Annotated in this window: 17 protein-coding genes, 4 tRNA genes, 1 other RNA gene and 2 pseudogenes; 9 read left to right on the forward strand and 15 right to left on the reverse strand. The window is 41.8% G+C overall.

Annotated elements, in window-relative coordinates:
- The first annotated feature begins 272 nt into the window (after positions 1-272).
- Positions 273-1694, forward strand: coding sequence for a glycoside hydrolase family 1 protein (locus GFB47_RS04235; protein ID WP_153446797.1), 1422 nt, complete (start codon positions 273-275; stop codon positions 1692-1694).
- Positions 1695-1793: 99 nt separating this feature from the next.
- Here GFB47_RS04235 and GFB47_RS04240 read toward each other — a convergent pair whose 3' ends face one another.
- On the reverse strand, positions 1794-1958 hold the full coding sequence (locus GFB47_RS04240; protein WP_325077460.1) for a winged helix-turn-helix domain-containing protein: 165 nt from the start codon (positions 1956-1958) through the stop codon (positions 1794-1796).
- Positions 1959-2019: 61 nt separating this feature from the next.
- Between GFB47_RS04240 and GFB47_RS04245 the strand changes: the two are divergent.
- Positions 2020-3174: pseudogene (locus tag GFB47_RS04245) on the forward strand (IS3 family transposase).
- 9 nt (positions 3175-3183) lie between these two features.
- On the opposite strand, the gene GFB47_RS04250 reads toward GFB47_RS04245, so the two are convergent.
- The 10 genes from GFB47_RS04250 to GFB47_RS04290 form a co-directional block, all read right to left on the reverse strand.
- Positions 3184-3486 (reverse strand): cysteine-rich CWC family protein, encoded by a 303-nt coding sequence (locus GFB47_RS04250; protein WP_153448146.1) that lies wholly within the window; start codon positions 3484-3486, stop codon positions 3184-3186.
- Positions 3487-3674: 188 nt separating this feature from the next.
- Entirely contained in the window at positions 3675-4217 is a 543-nt protein-coding gene (locus tag GFB47_RS04255) for a disulfide bond formation protein B (protein ID WP_153446801.1), read from the reverse strand.
- A gap of 9 nt (positions 4218-4226) precedes the next feature.
- Positions 4227-4382, reverse strand: coding sequence for a DUF5993 family protein (locus GFB47_RS16555; protein WP_225874294.1), 156 nt, complete (start codon positions 4380-4382; stop codon positions 4227-4229).
- Positions 4383-4790: 408 nt separating this feature from the next.
- A complete protein-coding gene (locus tag GFB47_RS04260; RefSeq protein ID WP_153446803.1) occupies positions 4791-6116 on the reverse strand; it encodes an anaerobic C4-dicarboxylate transporter in 1326 nt (441 codons plus the stop codon).
- A 462-nt stretch (positions 6117-6578) separates the two neighbouring features.
- Positions 6579-7961, reverse strand: coding sequence for an 8-oxoguanine deaminase (locus GFB47_RS04265; RefSeq protein ID WP_153446805.1), 1383 nt, complete (start codon positions 7959-7961; stop codon positions 6579-6581).
- Positions 7962-8134: 173 nt separating this feature from the next.
- Positions 8135-9661, reverse strand: a complete 1527-nt coding sequence (locus GFB47_RS04270) for a nucleobase:cation symporter-2 family protein (protein WP_153446807.1) — start codon at positions 9659-9661, stop codon at positions 8135-8137.
- Positions 9662-10252: 591 nt separating this feature from the next.
- Positions 10253-10337, reverse strand: a tRNA-Tyr gene (locus GFB47_RS04275).
- A 130-nt stretch (positions 10338-10467) separates the two neighbouring features.
- Positions 10468-10552, reverse strand: a tRNA-Tyr gene (locus GFB47_RS04280).
- Between the two features lie 130 nt (positions 10553-10682).
- Positions 10683-10767 (reverse strand) — tRNA-Tyr (locus tag GFB47_RS04285).
- A gap of 146 nt (positions 10768-10913) precedes the next feature.
- Positions 10914-10998 (reverse strand) — tRNA-Tyr (locus GFB47_RS04290).
- A gap of 256 nt (positions 10999-11254) precedes the next feature.
- Between GFB47_RS04290 and GFB47_RS04295 the strand changes: the two genes are divergently transcribed.
- Positions 11255-12427 (forward strand): efflux RND transporter periplasmic adaptor subunit, encoded by a 1173-nt coding sequence (locus GFB47_RS04295; protein ID WP_153446809.1) that lies wholly within the window; start codon positions 11255-11257, stop codon positions 12425-12427.
- A complete protein-coding gene (locus tag GFB47_RS04300; protein ID WP_153446811.1) occupies positions 12427-15540 on the forward strand; it encodes a multidrug efflux RND transporter permease subunit in 3114 nt (1037 codons plus the stop codon). The genes GFB47_RS04295 and GFB47_RS04300 overlap by 1 nt, the downstream gene beginning before the upstream one ends.
- Before the next feature lie 95 nt (positions 15541-15635).
- Here GFB47_RS04300 and GFB47_RS04305 read toward each other — a convergent pair whose 3' ends face one another.
- Complete coding sequence (locus tag GFB47_RS04305; protein ID WP_153446813.1) at positions 15636-16691, reverse strand: PLP-dependent cysteine synthase family protein; 1056 nt, start codon at positions 16689-16691, stop codon at positions 15636-15638.
- Positions 16692-16727: 36 nt separating this feature from the next.
- Positions 16728-17591, reverse strand: coding sequence for an acyl-CoA thioesterase II (gene tesB, locus GFB47_RS04310; RefSeq protein WP_153446815.1), 864 nt, complete (start codon positions 17589-17591; stop codon positions 16728-16730).
- 97 nt (positions 17592-17688) lie between these two features.
- Between tesB and GFB47_RS04315 the strand changes: the two genes are divergently transcribed.
- Complete coding sequence (locus GFB47_RS04315; RefSeq protein WP_153446817.1) at positions 17689-18150, forward strand: YbaY family lipoprotein; 462 nt, start codon at positions 17689-17691, stop codon at positions 18148-18150.
- 17 nt (positions 18151-18167) lie between these two features.
- Here GFB47_RS04315 and GFB47_RS04320 read toward each other — a convergent pair whose 3' ends face one another.
- The gene (locus GFB47_RS04320) at positions 18168-18473 is read right to left on the reverse strand and encodes an MGMT family protein (protein WP_153446819.1); all 306 of its coding nucleotides are present in this window, start codon (positions 18471-18473) and stop codon (positions 18168-18170) included.
- Positions 18474-18746: 273 nt separating this feature from the next.
- Positions 18747-18887: pseudogene (locus GFB47_RS04325) on the reverse strand (IS5/IS1182 family transposase); the annotation flags it as partial.
- A 94-nt stretch (positions 18888-18981) separates the two neighbouring features.
- Here GFB47_RS04325 and GFB47_RS04330 point away from each other — a divergent pair.
- The 4 genes from GFB47_RS04330 to GFB47_RS04345 all read left to right on the forward strand — a co-directional run bounded on the left by GFB47_RS04330 (position 18982) and on the right by GFB47_RS04345 (position 21311).
- Positions 18982-19821, forward strand: a complete 840-nt coding sequence (locus GFB47_RS04330) for a substrate-binding periplasmic protein (RefSeq protein ID WP_153446821.1) — start codon at positions 18982-18984, stop codon at positions 19819-19821.
- 26 nt (positions 19822-19847) lie between these two features.
- Positions 19848-20309: a GGDEF domain-containing protein gene (locus GFB47_RS04335; RefSeq protein WP_225874306.1), complete on the forward strand. Its 462-nt coding sequence runs from the start codon at positions 19848-19850 to the stop codon at positions 20307-20309.
- A 162-nt stretch (positions 20310-20471) separates the two neighbouring features.
- Positions 20472-20568, forward strand: an RNA gene (gene ffs, locus GFB47_RS04340) — signal recognition particle sRNA small type.
- A gap of 119 nt (positions 20569-20687) precedes the next feature.
- Positions 20688-21311, forward strand: coding sequence for a TnsA endonuclease N-terminal domain-containing protein (locus GFB47_RS04345; RefSeq protein WP_153446824.1), 624 nt, complete (start codon positions 20688-20690; stop codon positions 21309-21311).
- Positions 21312-21313 lie beyond the last annotated feature (2 nt).

The following is a 21313-nucleotide window of genomic DNA, read 5'->3' on the forward strand; positions in this document are numbered from 1 at the left end:
GAATATAACTAACAATAGCCGTTTTGGCGTGAAACTTTCATGATTATGAAACAAAATAATGAAGTTTCATGGTGCGGATCATGACTGTGATTAAGGTAAATAATTCACTATTAGATACGTATAAAAACCCAGTTTTACGGTTTATTTCAGGTTTTATCGGTATGAATAGCGTAATTTATCAGTATTGATTTTAGGTGTGATAACTATATGGTTTACTATCGCTATGAAGCCTAAATAACCCTTATTTACTATCAATTTCGCAAGGATATAAAATGGCATTTCAAAATAATTTTCTATGGGGTAGTGCATCCGCGGCCTATCAAATTGAAGGCGGCGCAAGTTTAGACGGTAAAGGCCCATCAATTTGGGATACCTATTCACGTATTCCGGGTAACACCTTTAAAAATACCACTGGCGAAGTGGCGATCGACTTCTATCATCAATTTGAACAAGACATCGATTTAATGAAAGAAATGGGTTTAAACGCCTATCGATTTTCAGTCTCTTGGCCACGCGTCATGGCGGATGGTCGTACTGTCAATCCAAAAGGGGTTGAGTTTTATCACAAGGTTATCGACAAGCTGATCGAGGCTGGCGTTGAGCCTATCTTAACCATCTATCATTGGGATCTTCCACAAACACTACAAGATGAATATGCAGGTTGGGAAAGTCGCGAAATCATCAAAGATTTCACTAATTATTGTGAATTGTTATATCAAGAATTTGGCAATAAAGTGAAGTACTGGGTCACGATGAATGAACAAAATATATTCACGGGGTTAGGTTATGTACAAAAGCTACACCCACCAAAAGTATCAGATTATCAACGTTTTATTAATGCTAACCATATTGCCAGTTTAGCCAATGCCAGTGCGATTAAATTATTCCGTGATATGGATATTGAAGGACAAGTAGGACCAAGTTTTGCCTATGGACCAACCTACGCAAAAAGTGAAAAACCAGAAGATGTGATCGCGATGGAAAACGCCCAAGAGATCGAAAACTTCTTGTGGATGGATGTTTATGCTAAAGGTGAATACCCTCGAATTGGTTTAAAACTACTTGAAAATCTAGGCATTAAAGTTGACTTCCAACCTGGGGATAAAGAATTACTCAAAGCTGGTGTGTGTGATTTCATGGGGTTGAATTATTATCAATCTGCCACCTATATCGACCCTAATAATAAGCAAGAAAATGTGCAAGCTGGTAATGCGGCTCAAGTGTCGATTGTGTCTGATGTAAAAGCTATCCCAACTGAAGAGTTATATGCTCGCGCCGATAATGACTATTTAAAAATGACCGATTGGAACTGGGCTATTGACCCAAATGGTCTACGTGTATCGTTACGCCGTATTACCTCACGCTATGGTTTGCCGGTACTGATCAGTGAAAATGGTTTAGGCGCATTTGATACCTTAACCGAAGATGGTAAAGTGCACGATGATTACCGTATCGATTTCTTAAAGCAACATGTTGAAGCGATTGAAGCCGCGATTGACGATGGCTGTGAAGTATTAGGCTACTGCACTTGGTCATTCCAAGACTTATTTAGTTGGTTAAATGGTTATGCTAAACGTTACGGATTTGTTTATGTCGACCGTGATGAAGAAAGTGAGAAAGAGCTAAAACGCTACAAAAAAGACAGTTTTTACTGGTATCAAAAAGTGATTGAGAGTAATGGTAAAACGTTGTAATTCATCGTTTGAAAATGAAAAGCAGTACCCAAGTGGTACTGCTTTTTTTAGGCATGATTGATAGAGTCATCGTGCAATATTCGATTAAAAAGTTAGATATTAAGCAGAAATTTCGAACTTATAACCCATACCATAAATCGATTTAATGCAATCGGTGTCTGGATTAATATCCGTTAATTTTTTGCGTAGGTTTTTTATGTGGCTATCGATGGTGCGATCGGTCACGATCCGGCTGTCGGGATAAATTTGATCCATTAATTGTATTCTGGTCTAATCGATCTGGACACCTTGATTGTGGATAATACGATAATCAATCGAGGTGAATATGAATACAAAACGTCAATATCGAACTTATACGAAAGAATTTAAAGAAGAGGCAATCGGCCTTATTACCGAACAAGGGTATTCTGTCGCCCAAGCTGCTGATGCGTTGGGAGTATCACAAAGCCTGCTTTACACTTGGAAGCAGAAGGCTGACGAACTCAATAATTCATCTGTCAACGCAGATGAAAAATGGAATTAATGGCTCTGAGAAAGGAAGTAAAGCAGCTTAGAATGGAGAAAGAGATCCTAAAAAAAGCCAGCGCCTTCTTTGCGAAAGAAATGAAGTAAAGTTTCAATTTATTCGAGAGCATCGCTCTCGATTTCCAATAAAAATGCTTTGTAACGCTCTAAAAGTAAGCCGCAGTGCATTTTATGATTGGTTAGCACGACCTGCTCAGATCATTACTGAGCAAGAGCTTAATTTATACAGAACTGCCAAGCGCTTATTCAAGCGCAGTCGTGGAAGTTTAGGCTCTCGTCAATTAGCTAAGAAACTACGTGAAGAAGGCTTCACTATCGGGCGTTATCGTACTCGCACCATCATGCGTAAGTTAGGTCTTGTTGTGCGTCAGCGTCGAGCTTATAAAATCACCACCAAGCGGAAACATAGTGATAGCGTTGCAGATAATATATTAAAACAACAATTTAATCCTACAGTGCCCAATCGTATTTGGGCCGGAGATGTTACTTATCTGAGAACCAATCAAGGTTGGATGTATCTGGCTGTAGTCATGGATTTACATTCACGCGGATCATTGGTTGGGCATTATCAGATCGCATGACGGTAGGTCTCGTTGAACGTGCATTACAAATGGCAATTACACTTCGTAAGCCTCAAAGAGGCTTACTTTTCCATAGTGATAGAGGCTCACAGTACACCAGCAGTTCATTTCAGCACCTGTTAACGAGAAATGGCATCACATCATCAATGAGCAGCGTTGGAGCTTGTTTAGACAATGCAGTCGTCGAACGGTTCTTCGGTAGCTTGAAAAATGAATGGCTACTCAATGTGGTTTATTTAACGCGTGATGCAATGAAAGAAGATGTTGAAGAATATATCCGGTATTACAACCATGAAAGGTTGCATACTACGCTTGGTGATTTAACGCCAATCGACTATGAAAAATTACAAAGTCAGGTGTCCTATTGGGCTTGACCAGAATAATTAGACTAATGCTTTACTCTCCAAACACTTTCGACACAAACAAATGTTGTGCTTTTTATCCAGTTCTCTTTCTTCTACCTCAAAACACCAACACGTCTCTTTACCTGCCGCAATATCACAATGGTTGGCTTCACCACACTCAGGGCAAGCGTGAGTGGTTTGTTCGCCGCTAAGTTTATTCATAATTTCCTCGCGTTGGTTATCGTCCATTTTGCTCCAATTTAAGATTTCAGCCATAGTGCGATGACAACCAGAGCAGATACCGCCATTATTTTTGCATGCCGCAATACAAGGTGTTTTCATAAAGAATGATTTGTCGATTATTGGGTAATGATGAAGTGACTTTAACATGGGTGAAATAACGCGTCATCAAACATGAAGAGTGCGGAAAAATAGAAAGGGAGGTTCTGATTGAAATATAGAAAAAAACAGCCCCTAATAAATATGCATTATGAGGGACTGTTAGTTTTGAGCTTATGACGTAATACCGTTTACAAATTAAGTAACCAATACGTCACAGGGTTATCTGGGCACTGATATGGACCACATTCAATAAAGGTAGAAAGTAGGTTTAATGCCACAATAACAATCGAAAAAATGCATAGCGTCTTCGCCATACCGCTCATCTGGTAGTCTTTGTCTGACCAAGACTCATTCCATAGTGCTAGCAGTACGCCAACCGCAAAAATGGTCGCCATAAACAAGACAAACGCCCAAGTGTAATAATGCAAACCTAAGATTGGGCTGCCGTAACCTGGAGTACCTGGGAGCACATGTAGTGATACTTGACGAAGAGCGGCCACCGCGCCAAACATCGCGCCGAATAAAATCACACCGTAGTGGCGTTGTTGAGTGCCAAATACCACATTGAGCATAAAGCCAAATAGCACCATCACAAAGCCGATACGTTGTAATAAACATAAAGGACAAGGAAGTTCATTTAACGATAACTGGGCAAATAGGGCGATTAATAGCACGACTGCCATTCCCAGCATGCCGAGGGTATTTAATAAGCTGATTTGTGAACGATTCATTATCAAGCCCTATAGTAAAATGGAAAGAGGATCAGTTGCATGGTGATTTAGCCAGAATAAGCTAAGAACCATACCAACAGTGAAAAGGGCATACGCCAGTGATTTTTTCTTAGTTAGCACACAAATCATGGCAACCAGAAAAACCAAAAAAAGCAAACTCATCATAATGAATAACCTTTAATAATTGATGGTGGTTATGTAAAACACAAAAAATACTTTATTGTTAGTGAGTTACATGTTGTTGGCGCTAAAGATAGACGTTTGAGTCGCAAGCTACAATCTTGAAAAATGGGTATTAAGATTGGTATTTTGATCTCAATCAACTTTAGCTTACTATTTAATATATATTTGTTTGTTTATTGAACTTGATCAAGTTTTAAATGCGGATTAATTAAATAAGCTGCGGGATAGTTTTCATAGCGAGTTAGAAAAAAGAGTTTAAAGCATGATTTCAGATAGCTGTTCTTCGATCAGAGGTGGAGAGAAAGGATAAAAAAACGGCAGATCGATTGATCTGCCGTTTTAGTTTGTGTGAAGATTTTAATTATCTACTTTAATTGTGTCAGTTAAGTATTAACCTAAAATGGTGGTTGAAATAAAGTAGCCCACCACGGTCGCGGTTGATACACCAATCATGCCGGGAATAAAGAAGCTATGGTTTAACACATACTTTCCTATTGATGTAGTACCTGAACGGTCAAACGTGATTGCAGCCAGATCGGATGGGTAGAATGGGAAGAAGAAGTAAGCATAACAAGCTGGAATAACACCCACTAATACTTCTGGTGGAATACCGAGCGAGAAACCTAATGGGAACATGATAGTTAACACTGCCGCCTGGCTTTTTAAGAATACCGAAGTGGCAAACATAGCTAATGCGAATGTCCAAGGGTGTACGCTCACAATATCGCTCACCATTTCAATTAAGTAAGGTTTGTGGTGCTCAATAATAGTGTCACTCATCCAGGCAATACCAAAGATGATAATCACTGCCGTCATACCCGCGGTGAACACGTTACTTTTGACGATTTCTTTTGGTTGAACTTTGGTACACAATAAAATCACGGCACCGACGGCAAGCATTAGAAATTGGATCGCAACCGACATCCCTACGCCTTTAGGCAATAGATTTAAATCTTTACCAAATAATGCCACAAACACCACCACACCAATACCGCATAAGAAAACCGTTAAGCCGGTTTTTGCTTGTTTGCTATTGGCAATGTTGTTTTCATCATCGGCTGCATCATCAATTAATGCGGCTTTAAATTCTGGATTCTTGCAACGTTCTATATAAGCTTGATCTTTCTCGAGATCTTTACCGCGAAATAAACTCCAAGTACAACCGGCCATTAAACCCACAAATGTGGCTGGGATCGTCACTAGCAAAACATGGATCAGTGAAATATCGAGATCATTTTTAGCAGCGGTTGCCATCACTACAGCAGCAGCGGCAGCGATCGGGCTTGCGGTGATCCCCATTTGAGAAGCAACCGACGCCATGGCCATTGGTCGCTCTGGACGGATCCCTTTTTTAATCGAGACATCGTAGATAACCGGAAGAAGAGGGTAAACGCTGTGCCCTGTACCAACAAGGATAGTTAAAAGGTAAGTACAAAATGGACCAAGGAAAACAATTTGATTGGGGTGTTTACGCAATAGTTTTTCTGCAAATTTAACCAACAGTTTTAAACCACCTGTCGCTTCTAATGTTGCAGAAGCTGCGACCACGGCTAAGATGATGAGCATCACACTAACCGGTGGAGTACCAGGCGCAACACCGAAAACAAACGCCAGTACGGTGACCCCTAAACCGCCAAGCAAGCCGAAGGCTATTCCACCAAATCGAATGCCAGTGAATATCACGGCAAGTAATAAAAGCATGTGTAGGTAAAACATAAAACACCACCTATTTATACCCATTTATGAGTAGTTATGATTCTTATGCAAAAACTACCACTTTGGAGGGGGTGTATGTTTGATCTATGGCATATAAAAACTATTTATTCGTTTAATGAATGTGATCATACCTGCCATCTTATGAATGAAGATAAGCAAATAAACAGGGGATCTCGCTTTATGGTGATTATAGGGTTTAACTAGAGGCCACAGACAGTTCTTTTGTTGCAGCTTAGCTAGTGCCGATAAAAGAATGCCGATCATCTGATCGGCCTTTGTTGTTTTGGTGCTTATACCATTTCCATTTAATATTTGATCAATTTGAATACGGCGAAAAGACACTGATCCGTTCTTGGTCGCTTGAGAAAAGGCCATCCATAGCCTTTGACACTTTTCTCTGTACTCAATTTTGAACCATTATTAAATTTATGGAATTGATATTATTCTCTTAATGAATATAACTTAACGCAGTGCTAAGGCTTTTTCTGCTAATCGTTTGGCGGCGGCGCGGTGGCGGATGAGTAAATCTTCAAGGTCGAGACCTATCACCTGACCATCGTGTACTCGCCATTGGCCGTTGATCATCACGCGATCAGCTTGTTGCGCGCCACACATGATTAATGCCGCGAGCGGATCGTGTGAACCAGAAAAGCGTATTTCATCCAGCGTGAACATCGATACATCGGCTTGTTTGCCTACTTCTAACGTGCCGATGTCTGTGCGTCCCATAGCCGCTGCCGATCCTTTAGTTGCCCAGCGTAAAGCATCAGTATGACTGACGTTAGCCGAGCCATAACGCAGCCGTTGCAAGTACATTGCCATACGCACTTCACCGATCATATTTGAACCATCGTTAGAGGCCGAACCATCGACGCCTAAGCCGACTTTTACGCCTGCCGCTTCTAGTTCGTTATTGCGGCAAATACCCGATGCCAACATCATATTTGACGTTGGGCAATGACTGATCCCTACACCGGCTTGGCCTAAGCGTTTAATTTCTTCATCGTTAAAGTGAATACCATGCGCCAGCCAAGTTTTATCGTTGAGCCAGCCAACACTTTCTAAGTAATCCACCGGACGATGACCAAAGCGCTGCAGGCAGAAATCTTCTTCATCAATGGTTTCACATAGATGGGTATGCATCATTACGTTTTTCTGGTGGGCAATGCGCGAAGTTTCTTTCATTAGATCGGTGGTGACCGAGAAAGGTGAGCAGGGCGCAAGCGCAATTTGAGTCATCGCGCCAGCTTCAGGTTGATGATAATGCTTAATTAAACGCAGACTGTCATCAATAATGGTTTGCTCCGTTTGAATGGTATGACGGGGTGGCAGGCCGCCATCATCTTCTCCTAAGCTCATTGAACCACGGGTCAAGATAGCGCGAATACCAAGTTGTTGCGCCGCTTCAACCTGAATATCAATCGCATGCTCTAAACCAACCGGAATTAGATAGTGATGATCGGAGGCGGTAGTACACCCCGACATCATCATTTCAACTAAGGCGACTTCAGTAGAAAGCGCGTGCATTTCTTCATCCAGCCCCGCCCAAACGGGGTATAGGGTTTTAAGCCAGTTAAACAGTTCTTTATTTAATGCGTCAGGATAAGCGCGGGTCAAGGTTTGATAGAAATGATGGTGGGCATTAATCAGCCCTGGTGTTACGACATGATTTTTGGCGTCAACCACAATATCAATTGGATGGTGTGGCGTGGCATTGTGGGCAACCAGCTCTATGATGAGATTGCCTCGAGTGACGATCCCGCCGCGAGCATAGATGTCGGTTCCGGTATAAATCGCGAGAGGGTTTTTTATCCAAGTGGTTTGATTATTTATATTGAGTGTCATTCATAGCTATCCTTAGCCTACGCATCCATTGCAGGGGAGCAGGTCTTTGTTTGATGAATTAAAGCCTAGATTTTCGACATAACCGATCCTGATAAAGCGACCGGTTGGTTTAACTTTTATTATTTTGATGTTTGATGACTAAGTAGGTACTTATTTCATAGAAGTATTAGGCATCAAATTTGCTTGGGTGTTATTTTTTCTTCAGCTTGGTTTTCCTTCTCATCTACCGAGTTGGCATTTGTTTTAACTTGCGCTTCATTTTGCATGATTTCCTCTGACTCGAGGCGCATTGCTTCAATGGTTGCTATCGCTTTTGAAATGGTGGCTTTTGATTCCATTACTTTGAACGAAGGTGAATGACATTCTTCATCTTTTGCCATTGCGACCACTTCTTGTCGCTTCATCTCACGCTCTTCTTTGTGATTTTGTGGCAACAATAGGTGCATCGCAATCGCGATCATTGTTCCTGTGGTGATCCCAGAGTGTAAGAAACTGGCAAGTGCATGGGGTAGATGCTGAATTAAGCGAGGTTCAATCGTGACCGCTAAACCCGATGCTAAACTGACACAAATAATCAAGGCATTACGCTTAGTATCTGCCGCTTTGATTAGCATGCGAATACCGGCATAAGCGATCATACCAAACATAATAAAACCGACACCACCCAGCACAGGTTTAGGAATAGTAACCGCAATCGCCGCGAGTTTAGGGAATAATCCTCCAAGGATAAGTAATGCCCCAGTAACCGCCACCACATAACGGCTAGCTACACCGGTAATACCAACAATACCAACGTTTTGACTAAATGACGCCAGTGGCATACCCGACATTAATGCCGATAAAGTACTGCCCAGACCATCACCTAATACGCCGCGTTTAAGATCTTTCCCTGTGACTTCTTTTTGGCAGTTTGCTCCCAGCGCCATAAAGTCACCGGTTGCTTCGGCCACCACGATAATATAAGCCAAGCTCATACTTAAAATAGCCCCCCAAGAGAAGGTCATGCCGTATTTGAGCGGAGTGGGACTGCCAACCCATGAAGCTTGTGATATTTGCTCTAAATTGACCATGTCCATGCTTAATGCGACTAAATAGCCACCGACCAATCCAATCACGATGGCAGACGCTGCGATCACACCTTTGCAATACACTGAGACTAAAATAACGATCCCTAAAGACACCAGAGCTAAGAAAAGTTTTGGTAAAGTGGCAAATTCAGCGCTGCCTTTGGGTGCATCTCCAATCCAACTCATGGCAACAGGTAAAATGGTTAAACCAATTAAGGTAATAACCACACCGCTGACCACGTCGGGAAATAATCGTTTTATTTTATCCATAAAGAAACTGGCGGCGATCACTAGGAATGAACCGGCAAAGGCTGCGCCCATGATCCCGCTCATGCCATCGCTTTTACCAATCGCAATCGCCACGCCTAAAAAAGCGAAACTGGAACCCATCACCACCGGCAAGCGGATCCCAACCGGACCAATCCCCACACATTGGATCACGGTAGCAATACCACCCACCAGTAATGCAGCGTTAATGAGGTCGGCAATTTCGGTGGCAGGTAGCCCAACCGATGCCCCAACGATAAGCGGCACGGCAACGATCCCCCCGATCGATGCCAGCATGTGTTGTAGTGCAAGTAGTAGTGTGGTTGCCGCGGGTGGACGTTGGTTTAACGTGTATAAGAGCTTCATGACATATCCTTATTTGTCTATTCCACTGTCAGCGATTTTGTTTCCCTGTTAAGTATTATCAGTACCAAAGAGTTCAGTTTTCATCGTTGCCATCATTTATTATTTTTATAGTCATCAAATGTATTGTTGTCGATGTTGTGGATATAGGTATAGAAGTTAGTTAACACAATCGCAACAATATTGTGTGCAATGATTTTTGTAAATTACTTATTAATAAATTTGTAATCTAGATCTAACTCGCAATATCTGTGCCATAAAAAGCAACGGTATGAAACAAGCGTTTTTATTGGATATTGTGAGCTAGAGCCTTATGATTACTAATATTTGTGCGATCATATGGTGCAGGTTTGCCAGCAAAAGGTGCAATTGTTCACACTAGTTATTGTGTACAATTAAATTGATTATTGTTCTTTATTTGTGGGATTTTTTGATTGCAAAAATGTGAACTGTGACCATGGAAGGGATGAGCGTAATGGAAAATGAGGGACGATAAATAAAGCGAGGGCAAATTGCAGACGAAAAAAAACCAGCTATTTAGGCTGGTTTCTTGCTCTTATCTTTGAATGAAAACTAAAAGCTAAGAAGAGATAATGGTGGAGGAGGACGGATTCGAACCATCGAAGGCGGAGCCGGCAGATTTACAGTCTGCTCCCTTTGGCCACTCGGGAACTCCTCCACAAATTGTGTTTGTTCGTAATCAATGTCACTGACCTGACTTTAACCTTTACGCTAAAGTGTGAGCATCTAGAACGTGTTGCTTTTTAGCTGTTGCACTTATCAGAGCCAAACTCTAATAAGTTAAATAATGGTGGAGGAGGACGGATTCGAACCATCGAAGGCGGAGCCGGCAGATTTACAGTCTGCTCCCTTTGGCCACTCGGGAACTCCTCCACAAATTGTGTTTGTTCGTAATCAATGTCACTGACCTGACTTTAACCTTTACGCTAAAGTGTGAGCATCTAGAACGTGTTGCTTTTTAGCTGTTGCACTTATTAGAGCAAAACTCTAATAAGTTAAATAATGGTGGAGGAGGACGGATTCGAACCATCGAAGGCGGAGCCGGCAGATTTACAGTCTGCTCCCTTTGGCCACTCGGGAACTCCTCCACAAATTGTGTTGTTCGTCATCAATGTCACTGACCTGACTCTAACTTGTAAGTTAAAGTGTGAACATCTAGAACGTGTCACATTTTACTGCGACAGATATTAACTGTGTTGCCCCTATCAGAGATAAACTCTAATAAGTCGAATAATGGTGGAGGAGGACGGATTCGAACCATCGAAGGCGGAGCCGGCAGATTTACAGTCTGCTCCCTTTGGCCACTCGGGAACTCCTCCACAAGTGCGGGCTGATAATAGCAAACTCTTAAAAGCTGTAAAGGTATTTTTTTAAATAATTGATTGAATGCCGAGTTTTCGAACAACCTCTGTATTTATTGGTATTTTATTAAGCAAATCGGCTAAAAAAAACAAATAAACCACAGATGGAGAGTGAAAAATTCTTACATCATATCTAATGAAATTTACATAGATTGACGATATTGGTTAATTCTGCTGATAGAATGAGAAGTAAGTTATCAAATGGAATTTGTATATGAAACATAAGATCGTTCGATCGGTTAGTCTTGCTGTCTCAATTCTCGCGTCTCTCTCTTGTCTTGCTAGCACCACGCCACCGCAGAAAAAACCAGTACGCCCAGCCACCGATGTTGGCGCTGAAATTGTTTTGGCCCATGATGTGCAACAATCACTGACTTTAGTGGGTAAATTAGAAGGACAACAGTCGGTTGAAATTAAGCCGGAAGTGGCGGGGAAAATCTCACGTATTAACGTTACGTCCAATCAGGTGGTTAAAGCTGGCCAACGTTTAGTTGAAATTGATAAAACCAAAGCCCAAGCAGCGCTTAATGAAGCGAAAGCCTATTTAATTGATGAACGCCGTAAAGAACGCGAATATTCAAAATTAGTCAGTAAAAACGCCATTACCCAGACCGAGCTCGATGCGCAACGTGCCAGTGTCGATATTGCTAAAGCGCGCTTAGACGCCGCCACGGCCGAATTGTCTTATATGCAAATCAAAGCCCCTTTTGCCGGAACTATCGGATTTATTGATTTTAGTAACGGTAAAATGGTGACAGTCGGTGAAGACTTATTCACCTTAGATAACCTGTCTAATATGCGCTTAGATCTGCAAGTACCAGAAAAATACCTGTCTCAAATTTCAATCGGTATGGAGGTTAAAACCACCAGTCGAGCATGGAAGAATGAGCAATTTGCAGGCAAGGTAACGCATATCAATACTCGTGTTAACGCTGCTACTTTAAGCGTGCCAGTGCGGGTTAATATTCCCAACAAAGGCCAAAAATTAAAACCTGGTATGTTGATGTCGGCCACCATCCATTTTCCCACTATTCACAAACCGATTATTCCGGTACAAGCGATGGAGTACGCCGGTACTAAACGCTTTGTTTATATCATTACCACAGATGCGGCGACTAAAACTGCCAAAGTGATCCGTTCTGAGATCACATTGGGCGATCGAATCGAAGATAAAATTGTGGTCAATTCAGGTTTAAAGGTCGGACAACAAGTGGTGACCAAAGGCTTAGTCAATATGCGTGATGGCATGGCAGTAAAAGTAGTGGAAGAAACCAAGATGATTAAATCGGGCACATTGAAACAACCCGATCTTAATACCAATGAGCTTAAAGCTGACGATGCTAAAATCGACGCGGTTAAAACAGAACAGTCACAAGGAGTGAAATAATGTGGCTATCTGATGTATCGGTTAAGCGCCCAACCGTCGCAATTGTATTAAGTTTATTACTGTGCGTATTTGGTTATGTATCATTTACCAAACTTGCCGTGCGTGAAATGCCGGATATTTCTAATCCTGTGGTGTCAATTTCGACCAGTTATGACGGGGCTTCCGCCAGTATCATGGAAAGCCAAGTCACCACCATTTTAGAAGATCAGTTATCGGGGATCAGTGGCATTGATGATATCAATTCGGTTTCTCGTAATGGCAGCTCTCGTATTCAAGTCACCTTTGATCTTGGCTATGACTTAACTACAGGGGTAAGTGATGTGCGTGATGCTATCGCACGCGCGCAACGTGGATTGCCTGATGAAGCTGATGATCCGATTGTATCAAAAGATAATGGATCCGGTGATGCCGCGATTCATATCAATCTAACTTCAAATCGCATGGATAGGATCCAGCTGACCGATTATATCAACCGAGTATTATTGGACAGGTTTAGTTTGATCTCAGGTGTGAGCTCGATTGATATCAGTGGCGGTTTAGACAAGGTGATGTATGTGAAGCTCGATCCGACTGCAATGGCGGGACTTGGAGTGACGACATCCGATATTTCTGATGCGCTGAATCGAGAAAACGTCGAGAACCCAAGTGGTGAAGTGCGTAATGACACCACCTCAATGACGGTGCGAACCACACGTAACTATCTAACTACCGAGGATTTTAATTATCTCTCTATTCACAAAAGCAGTGATGGCCATCCAATATACTTAAAAGATGTGGCGAAAGTGTATCTAGGCGCCAAAAATGAAAGCTCGATGTACAAGAGCGATGGCGAAGTTGGCGTGAGTATGGGGATTATCACTCAAACCGATGCTAACCCACTGGATGTGGCCAAAAAAGTTCGCACCGAAGTCGATAATATTCAAAAATTCTTACCCAAAGGGACTCATTTAAAAATTGAATATGATGCGACCATTTTTATCGAACGTTCCATTGGAGAAGTGTATAGCACCTTATTTGTGACCGCTGGCTTGGTTATTTTGGTGTTGTATATTTTCTTAGGACAACTTCGCGCCACATTGATCCCCGCGGTTACCGTCCCAGTGTCGTTAATTTCAGCCTTTATGGCGGCGTATTATTTTGGCTTTTCAATCAACCTTATCACCTTGCTGGCCTTGATCTTAGCGATAGGTCTGGTGGTCGATGATGCGATTGTGGTGGTTGAGAATATATTCCATCACCTAGAAAAAGGCGAGCCTCCACTACTTGCCGCTTATAAAGGCACGCGAGAGGTTGGTTTTGCGGTAATGGCGACGACGTTAGTATTGGTGATGGTGTTTCTGCCTATCTCCTTTATGGATGGCATGGTCGGCTTATTGTTTACTGAATTCTCGGTACTCTTGTCGATGGCGGTGCTGTTTTCATCTTTAATTGCATTAACACTTACCCCTGTACTCGGCAGCAAGTTACTGCGCGCCAATGTAAAACCTAATCGCTTTAATACCTGTGTGGAGAAGGGTTTTCAACGGATGGAAAGTGGTTATCGTTCCTTGTTAACCAAAGCAATACGTTGCCGTTGGATGGCTCCAATCGCAATTATTGCCTGTATCGGCGGTAGCGCATTTTTGATGAGCTTAGTGCCATCACAATTAGCGCCACAAGAAGATAAAGGGGTGTTATTTGCGTTTGTAAAAGGTGCAGATGCCACCAGTTTTAACCGCATGAGCTTGAACATGACTGAGGTTGAAAAACGTTTACAACCATTAGTTAGGCAAGGGATCTTAAAATCATTTAGTGTCGATGCACCGGCATTTGGCGGCAGAGCCGGAGATGAAACCGGTTTTGTGATCATGGTGCTGGAAGATTGGAATAAACGTGATGTGACGGCGCTGCAAGCATTAGGTATGGTGCGAAAAGCATTATCGGGGATCACCGATGTGCGAGTGTGGCCAATGATGCCTGGCTTTAGAGGGGGCTCGGATAATCCGGTGCAATTTGTATTAAGTGGTTCCGATTATAAAGAGCTGTCGAAATGGGCGGAAACCCTGCAACATCAGGCAGAGCATGACGGCGTGATCACCGGTGTCGATCTTGATTACTCTGAGAAAACACCAGAGTTAGTGGTTAGTGTCGATAAGCAACGCGCCGCCGAGCTGGGGGTTAGCGTGAGTGAAATTGCCGATACATTAGAGGTGATGTTAGGTGGCAGCACCGAAACCACTTACCTTGAGCGCGGCGAAGAATACGATGTGTATTTACGTGGTGATGAAAACAGCTTTAATAACGTCAACGATTTAAGCAAGATTTATCTGCGCACCGATAAAGGCGAACTAGTCACCTTAGATACCGTGACCCATATTGAAGAAATTGCCTCCGCCAACCGTTTGTCGCATAAAAACAAACAAAAATCGGTCACCTTAAGTGCCAACTTAGCGCCTGGCTATACCCTAGGACAAGCCTTAGATTATCTCGATCAACAAGCGATAGATAAACTGCCAAGTGATATTTCGGTTTCTTATTCAGGCGAGTCGAAAGATTTCAAAGAAAACCAATCGAGTATTTTTATCATTTTTGCGCTGGCGTTATTAGTGGCCTATTTGGTGTTGGCGGCGCAATTTGAAAGCTTTATTAATCCGCTGGTGGTGATGTTTACTGTTCCTATGGGGGTGTTCGGCGGCTTCTTAGGGTTGTATTTTATGCATCAAGGGCTGAATATTTACAGTCAAATTGGCATGATCATGTTAATCGGTATGGTGACTAAAAACGGTATTTTGATCGTTGAATTTGCGAATCAATTACGCGACCGTGGAATTGAATTTGAAAAAGCGATTATTGATGCTTCTGCACGTCGTTTACGCCCGATATTAATGACCGCCTTTACCACCATTGCCGGATCCTTACCCTTGGTGTTCTCCACTGGTGCCGGTTATGAAAGCCGAGTAGCAGTAGGCACTGTCGTATTATTTGGAATGAGCTTTGCAACCATAGTGACCTTATTTGTGATCCCGCAAATGTATCGCATTATCTCGATCAAAACCCATTCACCAGGCCATGTTGAAGCCTTGTTAGCGCAAGAATTAAATAAAGACACTAAATCGCGTCCGGGGCATGGTTGAGTGCTTTAAAACGTTAATAAGTAGGGGGCAAAAAACCAGACAAAGCTGAATGACTGTCTGGTTTTTTATTATAGGAAAGAACGGTCTGACATTTTTTAGAGTTTGGTGATATCTTTTAACACTTGAAAGTAAGGGGTGAGATCGTCAATATTATCTTCTATCCATTGAGGGTTGTAATGGCAATCTAAATAGCGCTCACCGCTGTCGCAGATTAAAGTCACAATTGAGCCGGTTTCTCCGCGACTTTTCATCTCATTGGCGATGTTCAACACCCCATATAAATTGGTGCCGGTCGAAGGGCCAACTTTACGGCCAAGGATAGGTTCAAGCCAATGAATGGTGGCAATACTGGCTGCATCGGGGATGGTGCGCATTTCATCAATCACCCCAGGAATAAAGCTTGGCTCTACTCGTGGGCGACCGATACCTTCAATTTTACTGCCGTTATCTATGGTTAAAGTCAGATCGCCGCTTTTATAATAATCGTGAAATACCGAGTTTTCTGGATCCACCACGCATAACTTGGTCGCGTGTTTTTTATAGCGCAAGAAACGACCAATGGTGGCGGATGTACCACCGGTACCGGGACTCATCACCACCCACGTTGGAATAGGGTGCGGCTCCAAACGCATTTGATCAAAAATACTGTCTGCAATATTGTTGTTACCACGCCAATCGGTAGCACGTTCTGCGTAAGTAAATTGGTCCATATAATGACCGTTTAACTCGGAGGCTAAACGGCGAGACTCAGCATAAATTTGATCAGAACGTTCGACTAAATGTGCTTGCCCACCATAAAATTCAATTTGTTCAATTTTCTTCTTAGCGGTGGTTTTTGGCATAACGGCAATAAAGGGAACGCCTAATAAACGGGCGAAATACGCCTCCGATACCGCCGTGCTGCCCGATGAGGATTCAATAATGGTGGTTTTAGGACCAATCCAACCGTTAGAAAGCGCAAATAAAAACAAAGAACGTGCGAGCCGATGTTTCAGCGAACCCGTTGGATGGGTACTTTCATCTTTTAAATAAATATCTATGCCACTTAGATGCGGAATATCTAATTTAAACAAATGGGTATCAGCCGAACGCTGTACATCGGCTTCAATTTTGGTGATAGCTTGGTTGATCCATTCTCTATCGACACTCATGAATATCTTCCTTAATAAATGGTCTGATTTTTAATTTTAATCACGAAAACGCATCACACCTTCTTGAACAGCAGTGGCGACTAAATGACCTTGTTGATCGTAAATTTCGCCTCTCACTAAGCCGCGAGTGTTACTGCTGGTTGGGCTATCGATACTATATAGTAACCACTCATCCATTCTAAAGGGACGATGAAACCACATTGAATGATCGATAGTGGCGACTTGAAATTTAGGCGTAAGCAGTGATACTCCGTGTGGAAATAACGCTGTCACTAAAAATCCCCAATCAGAAGCGTAGCTCAGTAAATATTGATGAATATCAGGATTATCGGATAGTTTTCCGTTGGCTTTGATCCATAAATATTGTTTTCCCGGTAAGGTGCTCGGTTGCATCGGGTTATTCATGATCACTGGACGAACCTCAATCGGCTTTTCACTGCAAAACGTGCGTTGAATACTTTCCGGTAAATGCTTGAGTAAATCTTTGGCAAGATCGGTTTCGCTTGGCAAGCCTTCAGGTCCTTCGACCTCAGGCATAATGACCTGTTGATGTTCAAGTCCTTCAGTCGGCGCTTGATACGAAGCTGTCAGGTAAAAAATAGGGCGACCGTGTTGGACTGCTTTAACTCGACGAGTGGACAGGCTGCGACCATCTCGCAATGTTTCGACATCGTAAATAATCGGGTGATTAATATCGCCAGGGTGCAAAAAATAGCTATGAAAAGAATGCACATAGCGATCTTTTGCAACCGTTTCGGCCGCAGCAGATAACGCCTGCCCAATAACTTGCCCGCCATAAACTTGGGGTAAGCCTAAATTTTCGCATTGGCCACGAAATAGCCCAACATCCAATTGTTCTAATTGATGAAGATTGAGTAATTCTTGTAATTGATTGCTCATCTGTCCTCCGTATTGTATTGTCAAATTATTAGCTTGAGTTGCTTTAAATTACAAGAGTAACCGACATTGAGTTAGCAAAAACTAGATAAGGAAGTGTATGAAAAAGTCAGTAATGTTAGTTTCATCAATAATCTGTGCATCATGGTTGGCGGGTTGCAGTAGCTCACCGACAATCGATACTCAAGAAACACCGGCACAAGCTGCGCAAGTTGGAAAACCTATTATGCTAGAAAGTATTGTTGGTACGGTTGCTTATCGTGAGCGTTTATCCTTGCCTGAAACAGCGGTTCTAACGGTGACACTGGAAGATGTCTCCATCGCAGATAAAAAAGCCGATATTATTGCCACCGAATCGATGATTACTGGTGGAAAGCAAGTGCCATTTAACTTTAAACTCGATTTTGATAACAACAAAATTTTGCAAAATCATACTTATGTGGTTCGAGCTAAAATCGCCCTTAATGGTAAATTACGCTTTACCACCGACACCGCCTACCGCGTGATCACCGATAGCAATCAAACCCAATCAGTACAATTAATGCTGGTTGGCGTTAAATAAAACTTCCTCGTTGGATGTTACTCTGGTCGCCATAAATACAGTTTAAGTTTTACCTTTCCTTCGAAGCTCACTTGCACACCATCATTGAGTAAGTGGGCTTTTTGCCTGTCTAAATCTGAGCCTTTTAATGATATTCGCCCTTGGCTATTAACTACCCTAAACCAAGGTAATGTACTGTCAGCGGGAAGGTTGGCCAATAATTTACCCACATGGCGAGCATAGTCTGGAAAACCGGCCATTTTGGCTACGCTACCGTAAGTTGTCACTTTCCCTTTAGGGATCTGATTTAACACAAAATAGACTTGTTGTTCGAATGGTGTCACCGCTTATTTACCTTTGATGATTAATGTTTGATTGGCTTAGTGTGTCATACCCTATATTATATAAACACATGATGGCTATTTTGGCATTTTATTTTGGGAGTTAGGTTTGTTTCGATACTTATGCTTATTTTTTGTTTTTATCAGTTTTCAAAGCATAAGTGCTGTTGCTCCAGAGTCTGTCACCAACAGTCTTCAACATCAAATGACTCAACCCGTAACCGGCTTTGTTGCGTAATTAAAATTTAGAGGTGACAACACTAGAATGGTATTATTTCAATCAATTCGGTAAGTTTTAGGCATACCTAGCCCTGTTAGTTTATTTAAAGCTTTGATCATTGCGTAAGCTTCCCCAACTTGGGCATTATAATTTCTTAAGCTGAGTGTTCCGCCCAATAGCTTTTTCACTCGATGCATTTCGATGGTTTAGTGGGGAGTAAACGATCTGATCGTCAGTTTCACATTTAGTTCCATCGAATTACGCAACAAAGCCTATGTCCATACTCCAGACATGCAGAAAAAACTGCGAACCTCAATCGAAAGCTACCAATTTGAAATTCGTCAACAAGCATTAAGAAAAGCCGTAACAGAAGCTGGAATTGACCGAAATACGCCGATCAAAGTGAAGTTTGAAAATTTAATTCAATTTTCACAATATGCCAAAGACGGCAGTGTGTATGGTATCTCGGCCGATATTCTAAATAAGGCCTGTAAAATCCTAGATCTTCAATGCAACATCATCAGTCATGCTAACGAAGCTTGGGATGATATGTATGCCGATTTACGCAATAAAAAAATTGATATTCTTGGGCCAGTAACCTTTACTGCAAGTCGAAAAAAAGCAATGTATTTTAGCCAAGAATACTTTTTACCAGAAGCAATTGCAGTAAAGCGTGAAGGTTATAAAGAAGGAACATATAAAAATGTCTCTGAAATGATAGTCGAAAGAATAAGCGTAATAAAAGGCGATTATTACGATCATCTTTTAACCGACATGTTACCGCAAAAGAAACTCTATCGATTACGATCTCGTGATGAACAAATTAAATCATTACTGGCTGGAAAAACAGATTACGCCATACTCAATAAGCAAAACTTCAATAAAATGCAACAAGGCAATGACGCAATGCTACCCATTGTTGAAGACGCTTTGATTGGCAGTTTCCATCGCTCAGAATTAGGCTTTGCTTTTGTCAAAACTGAAAAAGGCAAAAAACTGGCCGATTTATTTACTTTGGCGATTAATTTGGTTGATACTACGCCGATCATCAATAAATACGATGTTCAACCAGATTGGCGTGCAATGACGCAAAAAGAACAAAAATCGAATCAAGTGTTTTGTGGATTTTGATCTTTAATACGGTCTTTTTATCTTCCGTGATTTGGTATGTCCACCGCCAATCAACTACCGATAACTTAACCAAACTAAAAAATCGGCGCGCTTTATATCAAAAATACTCTCGCGGAATACCAGCTAACAAAACAGTGGTTTATCTCGATGTGAATAAATTTAAACACATTAATGATACGTATGGCCACCAAGTTGGCGATGAGGTACTAAAGCAAATTTCACAACGGATATTGACTCACTGGCGGGCTCATTCATTTCGTTTAGGGGGGGATGAATTCGTATTGATTGGCATGGTGACCGAGGCTGAATTGCAAACATTACTGGAACCGATACTTGCGTTTGATTTTTTATCGGAAAGTGGTGAGCATTTTGTACAAGTAAACGCTTCACTTGGGTTTTCGATGCCGAGAGCAATAAATTTACCTATTGATGAAGTGCTACATTTAGCAGATGTGGAAATGTATAAAAACAAACAGAATCAAGCGTGATTTAATTTGAATACATGAGAGAGTAGGGGGATTGTTGAAAAGTTGTGCAAACAGTTTATTGAAGCAAAATTCGACTTGCATTGCCCTACGCTATCCGACATAATCACCGCACTCTTTAGGAAGAAAGAAATTTTAACCTTTAGAGGATAGAATCAATGGAGGTCCTGGTCCTCCCGCAATACTAGTTCGTGAACTTGGTCAGAGCCGGAAGGCAGCAGCCACAGCGGATGACGTGTGTGCCGGGATGTGGCTGGGGCTTCCACCCTTCTGATGTTTGCAACATAAGTCTGCATAAATTGCAAAGTAGTTTGCATATTTGCAAGAGAAGTCTGCATAGTCTATGTTTAGTTGTAAGTTTACAACAAAACGGACTTCAATATGTTTGATCAAACAAAAAAATCCTCCCATGTTCATAATCTCTCAAAATTTATGAGTTTGAAGAACAATGCTGTCGTTCGTACCATGTCGATACTAGAATTAGACATGTGCTTCCATTTAGAATACTCCCCTGATATAGAAAAATTTACTTCTCAGCCGAAAGGTTTTTATTACAGTTTCAATGATCGCCAATGTCGCTATACTCCTGATTTTAATATAGTTAATTATGATGGAGTTGAAACGTTCATTGAAGTAAAACATTCCTCTAAAATCCATAACCCTGACTTTAGACGTCGATTTTCTGCAAAACAGCAATTATCACTTGAACACTTCAATAAAAAACTCATTCTAATTACCGAAAAACAAATTCGCATAAACCCCATTTTGAATAATTTAAAGTTGTTGCACCGCTATTCTGGTCTTCAAACCGTATCTGATATTCAATATGAGATTTTAAAAATTGTTCAAAAAAGCCAGAGAATACAACTGCATGATATCTCAAGGCTATTAGGGATTTCAGAGGTGGATACCTTGTCGGGTACATTAACTTGGCTTTCGCAGGGGAAGCTAAATACAGACTTAAAATCGGCCGATATATCGCTTGATACACATGTTTGGTGTTAACC

Origin of the sequence: Vibrio algicola (genome assembly GCF_009601765.2) — a bacterium.
Classification (GTDB): domain Bacteria; phylum Pseudomonadota; class Gammaproteobacteria; order Enterobacterales; family Vibrionaceae; genus Vibrio; species Vibrio algicola.